Here is a 13268-nt window from a genome sequence, read left to right on the forward strand (position 1 = left end):
AATAGCTATAATATGACAATGAATATCGAGAAAAAGACAGTTGATCCCTCGGTCCATGTGGGACATGTCGTCGATGCCCGGAGACCTGTACTTTCTGTTTCCATGGAGAGACCGGGGGCTGAGTTGGTGACCCGGCATGCCCATTTGCGGGGGCAACTGCTGTATGCCATCCGCGGCGTAATGAGGACCACCACGGACAAGGGGGCCTGGTTGGTACCCCCGGCCCAGGCGGTCTGGATCCCCCCCGGGGAGATGCACGAGGTGGAGATGACGCAACCGGTATCCCTGCGTTCGATCTATATCGATCCCGCCTATCTGACCGGGCTGCCTGAGAGCTGCTGCGTGCTGAGAGTGACACCGTTGTTGCGGGCCTTGATCCTGGAGGCGAGCCTTATCGGCAACCAATATCGGGAAGCGAGTGCGGAGTGGAGGTTGATGCTGGTGATCCTGGACCAGATGCAGAAGATCGAGCAGTTCCCCTTCCATCTGCCCTTTTCGGACGAACCCCGAATCCGCAGGATCATCGATACCCTGGTGGAAAATCCTGCGGATAACCAGACCCTGGCCCAGTGGGCGACCCACGCCGGTGCCAGTGAGCGTACCCTCGGACGGCTGTTCCTCAGCAATTTGGGGATGAGTTTTGGCGCTTGGCGGCGGCGATTGCGTCTGTTGGAGGCCATGAACCGGTTGGCGGATGGGATCTCGGTTAGCGAGGTCGCATTCGAGTTGGGGTATGCCAGTCCAAGCGCATTCATCGCCATGTTCCGTGAAAACCTGGGTGAACCGCCGGCCCGGTTTTTCAGCGAGTCGAGTCACCATAAGGCTACCGATTCCCGAGAATAGTGCTGAAAAAACGCAGCATGGAGTTGGCTTTAATGGATGCATGGTTTATTATCTGCTTCCTTTTTTCCGGTCGAAGACCTAATTTCGCCCCCCTGTGGAGAGCATCGATGGCACGTGTCACAGTAGAAGATTGCATGGACTATGTGGATAACCGTTTTGATCTGGTTCTGCTGGCCACAAAACGGGCGCGTCAATTGGTGAATGGCGTTGAACCGCTGCTTCCCTGGGAGAACGACAAACCCACAGTGATGGCATTGCGCGAGATTGCTGAGGGATTGATCTCTCACCAGGATATGGATAGGCAGGAGGCTGAGGAAGAGATGCTGGTGGATGAGGCCATGATGGATATCGATATCACTCCCATGGAGCCTGGTAAGTAATTACCCTGTCGCTCCTGCCATAACCGTTTCCGACCGGCAGCCCAGGGCTGCCGCACCCGACTCTCACACCGACAACATCAACCCTTGCAACTCAAGGTTGAATAGGCACAGAATTCCCCCTATTACTGAGTCTGCTTCTTGACCCGTCAGGGCTGTTGAGGGAAGCTGCATTCGATCCCCTATGGTAAGTCCCGGATTCAGGCCAAATCGATTGATATCACAGGCTGACCATAAGGCAGGGCTAACCAGGCACTGGAGAGGTGAATGAACAATCCCTTAGGCATATTGGAAGATGATCAGGATGCCCCGCGTTTCCTGATCAGCGACCTGTGTGCCTATCTCGAGTCTTACCTCTCACCCGACCATATCCGGGAGGTCTATCGAGCCTATCTGTTCGGCGCTGAGGCCCATGTGGGACAGCATCGCAAGACCGGCGAGCCCTATATCTATCACCCGGTTGCTGTGGCACGCATTCTGGCGGATATGCGGATGGACTATAAGTGTCTGATGGCGGCCATTCTGCATGACGTCATTGAGGATACCCCCACCGCCAAGGAGCAGCTCGCGGATACATTTGACGCTGAGATCGCGGAACTGGTCGATGGGGTGAGTAAGCTCTCAAAGATCGACTTCAACTCCCAAGCGGAGGCCCAGGCCGCCAGTCTGCGCAAGATGTTACTGGCGATGACCAAGGATATCCGGGTGATTCTGATCAAGCTTGCGGACCGCTTGCACAACATGCGTACCCTGGGAGTGATGAAACCGGAAAAATCACGCCGTATCGCAAAAGAAACCCTGGATATCTTCGCCCCCATCGCCAATCGGCTGGGTATCAACAGCATGCGCCTGGAGCTGGAGGAGCTGGGCTTCGCCGCTTACTGGCCGATGCGTTACCGGGCCCTGAAGAGCGCCGTTACCGATGCCCGAGGACATCACCGGGAGTTGGTGGAGAATGTGGAGTCGGTGATCCGCGCCCGGATTGAACAGGAAGATATGAGGGGGCAGGTATTCGGACGCCAGAAACATCTCTACAGCATCTATAAAAAGATGCTGAAGAAAAAGGTGAGCTTTTCCGAGGTTGTGGATGTGTTCGCCTTTCGTATCGTGGTGGATTTGGTGGATACCTGCTATCGCGTGCTCGGTGCCGTACACAATCTCTATAAACCGATGCCGGGACGCTTCAAGGACTATATCGCGATACCCAAGGCAAATGGTTACCAGTCCCTGCACACAGTGCTTTTCGGACCCCAGGGTATCCCCATCGAGATCCAGATTCGCACCGAGGAGATGGATAAACTGGCCGAATCGGGTATTGCCGCCCACTGGATGTACAAGACCGGTGAGGCAAGTGGCCAATGGGTCAAGTCCCGTGCCTCGGACTGGCTGCAAAATCTGTTGGAGATGCAGCAGGGTGTCGGGGACTCGGTGGAATTCCTCGAACATGTCAAGGTCGACCTGTTTCCCGACGAGGTTTACGTGTTCACCCCGCGGGGACGCATCATGGTTCTGCCAAAAGGTTCTACCGTGGTCGATTTCGCCTACAGCGTACACACCGATGTAGGCAATACTTGTGTTGCCGCGCGAGTTGACCGGCGCTTGGTGCCGTTGCGCACCCGTCTGCACAATGGTCAGACCGTGGAGATTATCAACTCCGAAACCGCAGGACCGAGTCCGGCCTGGCTCAACTTCGTGGTAACCGGTAAGGCGCGTGCCAATATCCGCTCCTATTTGAAAAACCTGAAGACCCAGGAGGCGGTCAACCTGGGGAGACGTCTGTTGGAGCGGGAACTCAGTCTATTATCACTGACCCTCGATCAGGTAGATCCTGAAAGGATAGATCAGATATTGAGTGAGTTCCGACTGGAACAACCCGACGATCTGCTGGCGGGGATAGCCCTTGGCAACCATATGCCGATGTTGCTTGCCCGCCGGTTGGCAGGAGAGGAGTTGGCGCCGCAAAGCAACGAATCCACCCCACAGCAGGAGATCCCTGCCGGCTCGCTGGCCATCAAAGGCACAGAAGGGATGGTGGTGAACTTCGCCAAGTGCTGTCGTCCCATTCCTGACGATGCCATAGTCGGTGTCTTCAATCCCGGTAAGGGCATCGTCATACATCGGCAGGGCTGTCCAAATCTCGGGGACTATAAAAAGCACGGCCACAAGTGGATCGAGGCGGAGTGGGAGGCGGATGTGGCTGGGGAGTTCGCCACGATGATACGGGTCGAATCCGGCAATCAAAGAGGCGTGCTGGCCTCCGTGGCCTCGGTTATTTCCCAACAGGGTTCAAATATTGAGCATGTAGGCTCTGAAGAAAGGGATGGACTCTCGTCCACCCTTGTCTTCGTCATTACGGTGAAGAATCGTAAGCATCTGGCGAAAATTCTGCGCCATGTGCGCTCCCTGCCTTCGATCATGCGCATCAACAGAATCAAATAATAATTGTGAATTTTGAATTGATTTGTGTGTGCTTCGCACACCTTTGTCAGAGATTAAAAAGTGTGAGCCTTGCGAACACAACAATAATTCAACATTCAAAATTAACCAAACCAGGAGCTGAACATGAGCCGTGAAATCATCCGCACCGATCAGGCCCCGCAGGCCATAGGTACCTACTCCCAGGGGGTCAAGGTTGGCGCCACAGTCTACCTATCAGGTCAGATACCACTGGTGCCTGAGACCATGCAGATGGTGGATGGAGATGTTGAGCAGCAGATCCGTCGTGTTTTCGATAATCTTCAGGCGGTAGCCATGGCTGCAGGCGGCAGTCTGGCCGATGTTGTAAAGCTGAATGTATTCCTCACCAACCTGGGAGACTTTCCAGTGGTGAATCAGGTGATGGCGGAATATTTCTCGGAACCCTATCCGGCCAGGGCCGCTATCGGGGTGGTGGCCTTGCCAAAGGATGCGGCTGTGGAGATGGATGCGATTATGCAGTTTGGGTGATGAATCGTGAATTTCGCCTATGATTAGCATCATATGGCGACAGTTCCACCAAGATTGAGCTGCTTGCCTGTGGGAGCTACAGCTAAGGTAGGTGAGATGGATAGACAGTTCGAACAGATGATGCAGGTAAATATCCAGGGGCGGGTGTTTATAATCTGCCAGGCCCATGGTGTCACGGATCCAACCATCATCGGGTACTACACGGATATTATGCACCAGGCGATTAGCGCTATGCTCCATGATGAGAGCACACCCGCCGATTTCCACCAACTGCTCAACCAGCAGGCTGAATGGTTGGAGTCAGAAATCGGCCAAGTCAGTGACCCCGCTGAAAGTGAAGAGTCGAGTGCCGCATCTGATGAAAACGAGGATGATGAGGTTGATAGCGACGAGCAAGCGCCAAAAATATTGAATGCCAACAAGAAGGCCACCGGTTATGTGCCAGATGCCAAGTCGATGCCGGAGCGCCTCAAGGATCTACGCTCGGATATGGAATACTTGATTTTGAATGACTGCGTGACCCTTAAGCTGGTATCCCCCAATCAGGCCAAGAAGTTGAAGCATGGATTGGTCGGCAAGATCCCGGAAAAGGCTGAAGAAGAGGTGGTCGCCCTACTGCGCAACGCCCTGCACGCGCAGATACGCAAGTTTATTCGAAAGCACAACGGTGGTCCCTGGGCAACAGCCACACTACAGACAGAGATACGTATGGATATCACCCGTACGCGATCTGTACGCTCACTGGTCTCTCTCTCCCGGCAGCTTTTGGAGGAACGGGAGGAGTGGTTGTTAAAAACCAAGAACAGTCTCACCGGTCGCTTCTTCGGCGGTAAGGTGAAAATGGATAAATAACAGCTTTTTTACAAGTAGAACTCAATGGGTAAACAATACGATCAGATCAGCGATAAACATATCGATTTTATCATTCGACAACAGCTCTTCTTTGTTGCCACCGGGACGAGTGAAGGGCGGATCAATCTCTCACCCAAGGGATTGGACAGTCTGCGTATCATAGATCCCCAGCAACTGGTATGGCTCAATCTCACCGGGAGCGGGAATGAAACGGCAACCCACCTGATGGAAGATGGGCGCATGACCTTGATGTTCTGTGCCTTCGAGGGGGATCCCAAGATTCTCAGGCTGTATGGCAAGGCAACCAGTCATCACGAAGGGAGTGAAGTCTGGGATGCCCATATCGGTCGTTTCCCGCTACTGCCGGGAGCCCGGCAGATTATCCTCATGGAGGTGGACCTGGTCGCGACTTCCTGCGGCTTTGGTGTGCCGTTGTTTGACTATCTAGGACAGCGTGATGCACTTGTGGAGTGGGCCGAGAATAAAGGCGAAAAGGGTGTCAAAGAGTTCAGGGAGAGACGCAATAGAGTGAGCCTCGATGGCAAGCCCACGGATCTGGCTTAAGAGTTTTTAGTTTTTAGTTATTAGTTATCGGGGCCAGATTTGTGGCGCATGAGAATTGGGATGAGTGGAGCTAAAGAATCGTGAGCGAAGCGAACCCATCCACTCAAAACTCAAAACTCATAGTTGTATCTATTCTCCATATAGGGTGATCGTCACCTTGCGCTGGTGAGGATGGGTGCGATGCTCCCACAAATAGATCCCCTGCCATGTCCCCAGGGCAGGTCTGCCGTGGCTGATCGGCAGGCTCAAATCCATACTGGTCAGAATTGAGCGAACATGGGCAGGCATGTCGTCAGGCCCCTCGAGGGTGTGATCGAATAACGGATCCCCATCCGGTACCAGGCGGGCCATGATCCGCTCCAGATCGGAACGCACGCTGGGGTCGGCATTTTCACACAGAATCAGTGAAGCGCTGGTGTGCTGGATGAAGAGTTGGCAGATTCCTGTCTGCAGTCCGGCACGGGTGATGACTTCCGCCACCTGGTCGGTGATGTTGTAGGTGCTGCGTCCCCGGGTCTGAATCTGTAACTGTTCCTGGATCACCATCTTTGCCTTTCTCCCATCTGTTCTGGCATGCTGTGGTAGAGCTGAATAGTACAACGAAAGCGAGTCCCATTGATAAAGGAAAGTGCATCGAAGAGTCTGGCCGAACAGCCCGTTACGGTATTGAAAGGGGTCGGGGCAAGGAGTGCCGAAAAACTCGCCAGATTGGGCATTGTGAGCCTGCAGGATCTACTGTTCCATCTGCCGTTACGCTATCAGGACCGTACCCGGATTCAGCCTATCGGCAGCTTGCGACGAGGTGATCAGGTGGTCATCGAGGGTGAGATCGACCTGGCGGAGATCAAGTACGGGCGCCGCCGTTCATTGATGGTGCACCTCGCCGATGGTACAGGTAGCCTGTTTCTGCGGTTTTTCTATTTCAGCAATGCTCAGCGGCAAGCATTGAATCGTGGCGTTCGGCTGCGCTGTTTTGGTGAAGTACGCAACGGCCCCCACAGTCTGGAGATGGTCCATCCCGAGTATCAGCGTATCGATCCGGATCAACCGATGGCAGTGGAGAGCTCGTTGACGCCAATCTACCCCACTACCGAGGGGGTGCATCAGTTGACCCTGCGTGGTCTCATGCAACAGGCCCTGGAGAGGCTGCAACGGGAGCCGGAGGGGTTGGTCGAGTGGCTGCCCCCATCGATATTGGCGCGTTTCCCTGAATTGAACCTGGCACAGGCAGTCGGTTTTCTCCACTCTCCCCCTCCCGATGCCGATCAGCAGCTGCTGCTGGCCGGGATCCATCCGGCACAGCAGCGTCTCTCCTACGAGGAACTGCTGGCCCATCAGATCAGCCTGCGCAGTATGCGGGCTCAGCATCAAAGTATTGGTGCCACCCTTTTCAAATCGGAGCATGGCCTGAAGCAGGCATTTCTGGCGGCCCTGCCCTTCCAGTTGACCTCAGCCCAGGCTCGGGTGGTGGCGGAGATCGAGTGGGATCTGGAGCGCTCCCAGCCGATGCAGCGTCTGGTACAGGGTGATGTGGGTTCGGGTAAGACCGTGGTCAGTGCCATGGCGGCACTGCAGGCCATCGCTGCCGGCAGTCAGGTGGCGTTGATGGCCCCTACGGAGCTGCTGGCGGAACAGCATCTGCGTAACTTTTCTCAATGGCTGCGGCCGTTGGGGATCGACATCGGCTGGCTCACCGGGCGACTCAAGGGACGTCCACGGGACGCGGTAGTCGAACGGATAGCCTCGGGAGAGATACAGTTGGCGGTGGGTACCCATGCCCTGTTTCAACAGGATGTGGTGTTCAATGATCTCGGTTTGGTGGTCATCGACGAGCAGCATCGCTTCGGTGTCCATCAACGGCTGGCGTTGCGCGAGAAGGGCAACAGAAAGGGACATACACCCCATCAACTGATCATGACCGCCACACCGATCCCGCGTACCTTGGCGATGACTGCCTATGCCGACCTCGATCTGTCGGTTATCGATGTTCTTCCGCCAGGGCGTAAGCCGGTCGTCACAGCGGTGATATCCGAGGCCAGGCGCGATGCGGTGGTTGAACGGGTTCGAGCCGCCTGTGCAGAGGGACGCCAGGCCTATTGGGTCTGTACCCTGATCGAGGAGTCGGAGGTGTTGCAGTGCCAGGCCGCGGAGGATACGGCCCGACTCCTGGCGGAGGCGCTGCCGGAGTTGAAGGTGGCACTGGTGCATGGCCGGGTAAAGCAGGAGGAGAAGGAGCGTGTGATGCAGGATTTTCAATCCGGTGCAGTCGACCTGATGGTGGCCACCACGGTGATTGAAGTGGGGGTGGACGTGCCCAATGCGAGCCTGATGATTATCGAAAATCCCGAGCGCCTGGGATTGGCGCAACTGCATCAGCTGCGGGGCAGGGTAGGTCGCGGCAGTGCAGAGAGTCACTGCGTTCTGATGTACCATGCACCGCTCTCGGCCAACGCCAAACAGCGTCTGGCGATTCTGCGTGAGACCAGCGATGGCTTTGTCATCGCGCAGAAAGACCTGGAGATGCGGGGGCCAGGTGAGGTATTGGGTACCCGCCAGACCGGTGAGATGCAGCTGAGAATCGCTGACCTGGTCAGGGATCAGGGGATGCTCGACGAGGTACGGGAGGCGGCGGAGATGTTACTGCATCGCTACCCTGATGCGGCTGCCCAGTTGGTCAATCGTTGGTTGGGGGAACGTGTCGAGTATGTCAAGGCTTAGCCCGTCTTAGCCGCGGCGCCTGAATTTCTTCACTCGATCCTAGGGTGTGCGATAATAAGCATTTTTCGGGATAACTTGGTTTGAGTCAGCAGAGAAGCAGCAGCACTAACCCTGAGCCGAATTGGTGCGATTGGCGTCAACGTTCGCACACGAAGATACCGCCGTTAGTGGCTTCCTGGCTGGGTGATAGGGGTTCGTTGACGCAGCGTGTCATCCAGTGTTGCGCTGCTGGCGAGTTCAGGGTGCGCCTGTTACATCAGGGTTGGGGAACTCCCCTCACCAGTGAATGCCGTATATTGAGGATGCGCCGGGGAATGGTGGCCCTGGTGCGGGATGTGGAGTTGCAATGTGATAACAGCCCATGGGTTTTTGCCCGCACCCTGATACCGATCTCAAGTCTCAAAGGGGCGGCGCAACGGCTCACCCAGTTGGGGGAGAAACCCTTGGGTGCGGTGCTCTTTTCCGATCCCAAGGTGGTTCGGGGGGCAACCCAGATCGCGCAGTTGCTGCCGAGACAGCCTCTATTCGAAACGGCCTGCAATAATCTGCGGGATAAACCGGATCATCTTTGGGGACGACGCACCCTGTTTTATGTAGAGAAAAAGCCATTGCTGGTAAATGAGATTTTTCTCCCCACCCTGCCACTCAAGGGAGGTTGCAGCTGATGACCAGTCAACAGGTTGACATGATGCCTCCCGATGCCGGTCCAGTGGACTGGTTGGAGCGTCTGCGCCGCTATGCCCTGTTGGTGCGGTTGAATCGCCCCATCGGTATTCTGCTGCTGATGTGGCCCACCTTGTGGGCGCTGTGGATTGCCGGTGAGGGCTCACCTGCCTGGCATATCGTGGTGGTGTTTGTCGCCGGGGTGGCGTTGATGCGATCCGCCGGCTGCGCTATCAACGACTATGCCGATCGCGATTTTGACGCCCATGTGGCGCGCACACAAGGCCGGCCCATCGCCACTGGCCTGGTCACGCCAGGTGAGGCGCTGGGGGTCTTTGTCGCGCTCTCCCTGATAGCGGCCTCACTGCTGATTTTTCTCAATTGGCCAACCCGCTATATGTCACTGGTGGCGCTGTTGCTGACTGGGGTATACCCCTTCATGAAACGCTATACCCACCTGCCTCAGGTCGTGTTGGGTGCCGCATTCGGTTGGGCGGTACCGATGGCCTTCATGGCCCTGAACGAAACCGTAGCACCGGTCGCCTGGCTGATATTCTGCGCCGCCCTGATCTGGGCGTTGATCTATGACACTCAATACGCCATGGTGGATCGGGAGGACGATATCAGGATCGGGGTCAAGTCGAGTGCGATCCTGTTTGGCAGCCACGACAGGCTGATGATCGGACTGCTGCAAGTGACCATGATAGGGTTACTGCTGGTGATTGGCGTCCTGGTTGAAAGGGGAGCCATCTACTATGTGGGGGTGGTGCTGGGCAGTGGGTTGTTTGCCTATCAGCAGTGGCTGATTCGGGCCAGGGAACCCAAGGCCTGCTTTGACGCCTTCCTCAACAACAACCAATTCGGCATGGTGATCTTCATCGGTCTCGTGATCGACTATCTGGTGACTTAGGATTTATTGCGTCTGCATGCATTGTTGAACAACGATCTTGTTATAGGATGCCGCGTACTCCGCTGCGCGCTGGATGAGAAGTAGATGGGTTTCGCCAAACACAGTGTCGGTGGAGCCTTCTAAATAGCGGATCCCGCAGATACTCTTGGCCTTGGATAGCAACTCCGGTTGTATGCCGGGTATGCTGGTCGAGCGGGAGGCCATGGCCATCAAACGTTTGTCGCCCTTTTCCAGTGCCTGTGCCGCATGCTTGTTCGGATCGGCATCCTTTACCCATAACAGGGATTCCACGGCTTTTTTCTCTTCAGGGGAGAGTTGACTCATATCGATACCCTCCATCTCCTGGCAAGCGCTGAGTAAGTAGGCAAAAAAAAGCAGAAATATGATTGGCTTCACTCGGTTTCCTCAGCTACGGGTATGGGTCGTGGCAATGCCAGTGTAAATGGTCACCAGACCCCATAGTATGCCGCCACTGACCGCGCCGTAAAGGTGTGCGTCGACGATGACGCTTCCATCGGCCAGTGATTCGCTGCCTGGTAGCGGGCCTTGCCATTGCTCCCATAGCAGCTTAATGACTATCAGGATCAGGATCGACAAGGAGACTGTGGGGTGGCTCCTCAGTTGGCTCAATAACCCCCAGCACAACAGGCCATGCAGGATACCCGATAGTCCCCGGTACCAGCTCACTTCAGGAGAGAATAGCCACAAACCGGCACTGGTGCCCAGCATCAGCAGAAATAACAGGATCAGACAGCGCCCAGGTTGCTGGATGTTGGGAAACAGCAACAGGATGAGCCAGAAACCCGCCAGGTTCATGCTTAAATGTCCCCAACCCAGATGTGTCATATGGGCGCTGAGGAGGCGCCACCATTCACCTTCGAAGATCTGAGCCCGATGGTACTCCAGCTTGGCCAGAAGGGTTTCAGGAAGCAGTGCGATCAGGAGGCAGGCAAGGCCGAAGAGCAATCCACAGAGCAGGCGCCATGGGATCGATTCAGCCCTCACCCCGCATCAACCTGGCGTACCGCAAACCGGGCAGGCGGGATCAGGGATGAGACGCAAGCTGCGCCACTCCATCTCCAGGGCGTCCAACAGTAGCAGCCTGCCGTGGAGTGTGTTGCCGGCCCCGGTCAGCTGCTTGATGGCCTCGGTAGCCTGCAGGCTGCCGATTACCCCCACCAGCGGTGCAAGCACGCCGTTTGCGGAACAGGTTTCATCCATCTCCCCCTCATCTGGATAGAGGCAGTGGTAGCAGGGACCGCCGGGTTCCCCGGTGAAGACGCTGATCTGACCCTCCATGCGGATGGCTGCACCAGAGACCAGGGGTGTTCCTGTCAGGTAACAGGCCTTGTTGATGGCGAAACGGGTTGCGAAATTATCCGTGCCGTCGAGTACCAGATCGGCCTTTTCTATCTGCTGCTGCAGCGCCTCTTGATCCAGTTTTTCGGCAATGGTCTCCACCTGGCATTCCGGGTTGAGGGCCAGCAGGGTCTCGCGGGCCGACTCTACCTTCAACTCACCGATGCGCGAGGTGGTATGCACGATTTGCCGCTGCAGATTGGTCAGGTCGACCTGATCGAAATCGAGCAGCACCAGATTACCCACCCCCGCGGCGGCCAGATACATGGCAGCCGGTGAGCCGAGTCCACCCAGGCCGACGATGAGTATGCGTGCGCCCAGGAGTATCTCCTGGCCTTCGATTCCGATCGCCGGCAGCATAATCTGCCGGCTGTAGCGCAGTAGTTGATCGTCATTCATTGTCTGTTGGTCCGGTGCGAATCATTGTGACGCCCAAATAGTGTCAGGGCAATCGGTTATCTGTCGAGTAGGAAAACGCAACTGGGGATCGTTCAGAGATATTTTCGCCAATGTTCCGGGCGTTGATCCCGGAGTTTATGGTTCATGCGCTGGTAGCGGTCGGCAAAGATCATGCGAGTGCATTTCGAGTCGCTGTGGGTGCAACCCAGATTTGCCCGCTCGGTCTCTTCCGTGTAGTGGTAGAGGGCGCGCTTGAGACGGTAGAGCAGGCGATTGTCGATATGCAGACCCATTGCGGTCAGACCTGTCTCTATCTGTTCCAGAGAGACCTCCATCAACTGATAGCTGACCTGCAGGTGGATTGCGGAGCAGGGGTTCGCCTCGATAATGCCCGCCACATCTGCCAGCAGCATTGCTGCGGTTGCAGCCTGATTGGGGTCCGGGTGGAGTTCGGCAAAGTGAATGTCCCGGATTTTCACTAAGTCGTGTGGGGTTTCACCCATACCTGGCAATCCTAACGAATGCGCTGAAATAATCAAGCAAGCGGATTGACATCTTGATTTCCTTGAGACGATGGGGCTCCCGCGTGCGAATGCAGATATCAGCGAACCATCAGAATGGGTAGGGTGCGGCTTGCCGCACCGTTACTGCTGGGATAGCGAGGGGAGAGGTATCTTAAGCAAACAGCGTTGGAACCAGGTGTGTATCACCTGATCCCTGGCTCTTTTCCAATCAGGTGACTGAGTGTCAAGTACCAGTTGTGTCCACCCTTCGCGATATCCATCGATTGGGCTTCAGTGACCCGGGGCAGCCCGGCGAGGTCTGGATGGGTCGCGATGTTACCGAGGCCTGCCGATTCCAACAGCTGCTGCACTGCCTCTGCCTGCTGGTAGCCATGCTCCAATAGGAGCCAGCCTCCAGGGCTCAGGCGCTGGAGGCTGGCTTGCTGGATGATGGCTCTGATGGCATCCAAGCCGTCTCTACCTGAGACCAGAGCCAATTCCGGCTCCTGGGGCAGGTCACCCTGGTTGAGGTGGGGGTCATCGGCCTCGATGTAGGGGGGATTGCTCACGATCAGGTCGTAGGACTCTTCCGCTGGAAGTGCCTCGCACCAACTGCCCTGATGGAAGGTTAACTGAGTAAAACCAAGTGCCGTGCTGTTCTCTCTGGCCTGGGCCAGGGCCTCGGCTGAAATATCTGTGGCAGCGATCTGTGCATCGTGGCGTTCACTCGCCAGCGCCAGGGCTATCGCCCCGCTGCCGGTGCCAAGATCCGCGATGCGGGGTTGGGATATCAGCTGCAGGTGGTACAGAGATCGCTCTACCAGCAGCTCGGTTTCAGGGCGGGGAATCAGGGTGTGGGGATTGACCCTCAGGTTGAGGGACCAGAACTCCCGTTGACCGGTGATATAGGCGATCGGTTCTTGGGCCCGGCGCCGTTCTACAAGATCCACATAGCGCTGTTGCTGCGCAGGGGTCAACTCCTTCTCCGGCCAGGCAAACAGATAGCTGCGTGGTTGTTCCAGGAGATGGCACAGTAGCAGGGCTGCCTCCAGCTCGGGGTTGGCTTGGGGCAGGGCACTGAGGGCCTGCTGTGCTGTTTTCAGGGCCTGTTGTAGGGTGGCCATAGAGAGATGT

At 56.2% G+C, this 13268-nt stretch carries 15 protein-coding genes; 9 read left to right on the top strand and 6 right to left on the bottom strand.

The window, feature by feature from the left end; all coding sequences use genetic code 11:
• The first annotated feature begins 12 nt into the window (after nt 1-12).
• The 6 genes from R2K28_RS02410 to R2K28_RS02435 all read left to right on the top strand — a co-directional run bounded on the left by R2K28_RS02410 (nt 13) and on the right by R2K28_RS02435 (nt 5582).
• Nucleotides 13-843 (top strand): AraC family transcriptional regulator, encoded by an 831-nt coding sequence (locus R2K28_RS02410; protein WP_316367831.1) that lies wholly within the window; start codon nt 13-15, stop codon nt 841-843.
• 107 nt (nt 844-950) lie between these two features.
• Entirely contained in the window at nt 951-1223 is a 273-nt protein-coding gene (rpoZ, locus tag R2K28_RS02415) for a DNA-directed RNA polymerase subunit omega (RefSeq protein ID WP_116445732.1), read from the top strand.
• A 264-nt stretch (nt 1224-1487) separates the two neighbouring features.
• The gene (gene spoT / locus R2K28_RS02420) at nt 1488-3659 is read left to right on the top strand and encodes a bifunctional GTP diphosphokinase/guanosine-3',5'-bis pyrophosphate 3'-pyrophosphohydrolase (RefSeq protein ID WP_316367832.1); all 2172 of its coding nucleotides are present in this window, start codon (nt 1488-1490) and stop codon (nt 3657-3659) included.
• A gap of 123 nt (nt 3660-3782) precedes the next feature.
• Entirely contained in the window at nt 3783-4166 is a 384-nt protein-coding gene (locus tag R2K28_RS02425) for a RidA family protein (protein ID WP_316367833.1), read from the top strand.
• A gap of 96 nt (nt 4167-4262) precedes the next feature.
• Nucleotides 4263-5018, top strand: a complete 756-nt coding sequence (locus R2K28_RS02430) for a hypothetical protein (protein WP_316367834.1) — start codon at nt 4263-4265, stop codon at nt 5016-5018.
• A 24-nt stretch (nt 5019-5042) separates the two neighbouring features.
• Nucleotides 5043-5582 (top strand): pyridoxamine 5'-phosphate oxidase family protein, encoded by a 540-nt coding sequence (locus R2K28_RS02435; protein WP_316367835.1) that lies wholly within the window; start codon nt 5043-5045, stop codon nt 5580-5582.
• A gap of 129 nt (nt 5583-5711) precedes the next feature.
• Here the strand turns inward: R2K28_RS02435 and R2K28_RS02440 are convergent, their stop codons facing one another.
• Nucleotides 5712-6128, bottom strand: coding sequence for a secondary thiamine-phosphate synthase enzyme YjbQ (locus R2K28_RS02440; protein ID WP_316367837.1), 417 nt, complete (start codon nt 6126-6128; stop codon nt 5712-5714).
• Between the two features lie 69 nt (nt 6129-6197).
• Here R2K28_RS02440 and recG point away from each other — a divergent pair, with 69 nt between their 5' ends.
• The 3 genes from recG (at nt 6198) to ubiA (ending at nt 9873) form a co-directional block, all read left to right on the top strand.
• Nucleotides 6198-8300, top strand: coding sequence for an ATP-dependent DNA helicase RecG (gene recG, locus R2K28_RS02445; protein ID WP_316367838.1), 2103 nt, complete (start codon nt 6198-6200; stop codon nt 8298-8300).
• A gap of 167 nt (nt 8301-8467) precedes the next feature.
• Nucleotides 8468-8965: a chorismate--pyruvate lyase family protein gene (locus tag R2K28_RS02450; protein ID WP_316367839.1), complete on the top strand. Its 498-nt coding sequence runs from the start codon at nt 8468-8470 to the stop codon at nt 8963-8965.
• Entirely contained in the window at nt 8965-9873 is a 909-nt protein-coding gene (gene ubiA, locus R2K28_RS02455; RefSeq protein WP_316367840.1) for a 4-hydroxybenzoate octaprenyltransferase, read from the top strand. Before R2K28_RS02450 ends, ubiA begins: the two co-directional genes overlap by 1 nt.
• A gap of 3 nt (nt 9874-9876) precedes the next feature.
• On the opposite strand, the gene R2K28_RS02460 is transcribed toward ubiA, so the two are convergent.
• The 5 genes from R2K28_RS02460 to prmC all read right to left on the bottom strand — a co-directional run bounded on the left by R2K28_RS02460 (nt 9877) and on the right by prmC (nt 13258).
• Entirely contained in the window at nt 9877-10269 is a 393-nt protein-coding gene (locus R2K28_RS02460) for a glutamyl-tRNA amidotransferase (RefSeq protein ID WP_316367841.1), read from the bottom strand.
• A gap of 9 nt (nt 10270-10278) precedes the next feature.
• Nucleotides 10279-10878: a rhombosortase gene (gene rrtA / locus R2K28_RS02465; protein ID WP_316367842.1), complete on the bottom strand. Its 600-nt coding sequence runs from the start codon at nt 10876-10878 to the stop codon at nt 10279-10281.
• A 6-nt stretch (nt 10879-10884) separates the two neighbouring features.
• Nucleotides 10885-11631, bottom strand: a complete 747-nt coding sequence (locus R2K28_RS02470) for a HesA/MoeB/ThiF family protein (RefSeq protein ID WP_316367843.1) — start codon at nt 11629-11631, stop codon at nt 10885-10887.
• Nucleotides 11632-11723: 92 nt separating this feature from the next.
• Entirely contained in the window at nt 11724-12134 is a 411-nt protein-coding gene (locus tag R2K28_RS02475; RefSeq protein ID WP_116445740.1) for a hypothetical protein, read from the bottom strand.
• A gap of 203 nt (nt 12135-12337) precedes the next feature.
• Nucleotides 12338-13258 carry a peptide chain release factor N(5)-glutamine methyltransferase gene (gene prmC / locus R2K28_RS02480; protein WP_316367844.1) on the bottom strand — a complete coding sequence of 307 codons (921 nt, stop codon included), beginning with the start codon at nt 13256-13258 and terminating at the stop codon, nt 12338-12340.
• Between the last annotated feature and the right edge of the window lie 10 nt (nt 13259-13268).

The sequence above is a fragment of the Candidatus Thiodiazotropha sp. CDECU1 genome (genome assembly GCF_963455295.1).
In the GTDB taxonomy this organism is placed as follows: domain Bacteria; phylum Pseudomonadota; class Gammaproteobacteria; order Chromatiales; family Chromatiaceae; genus Thiodiazotropha.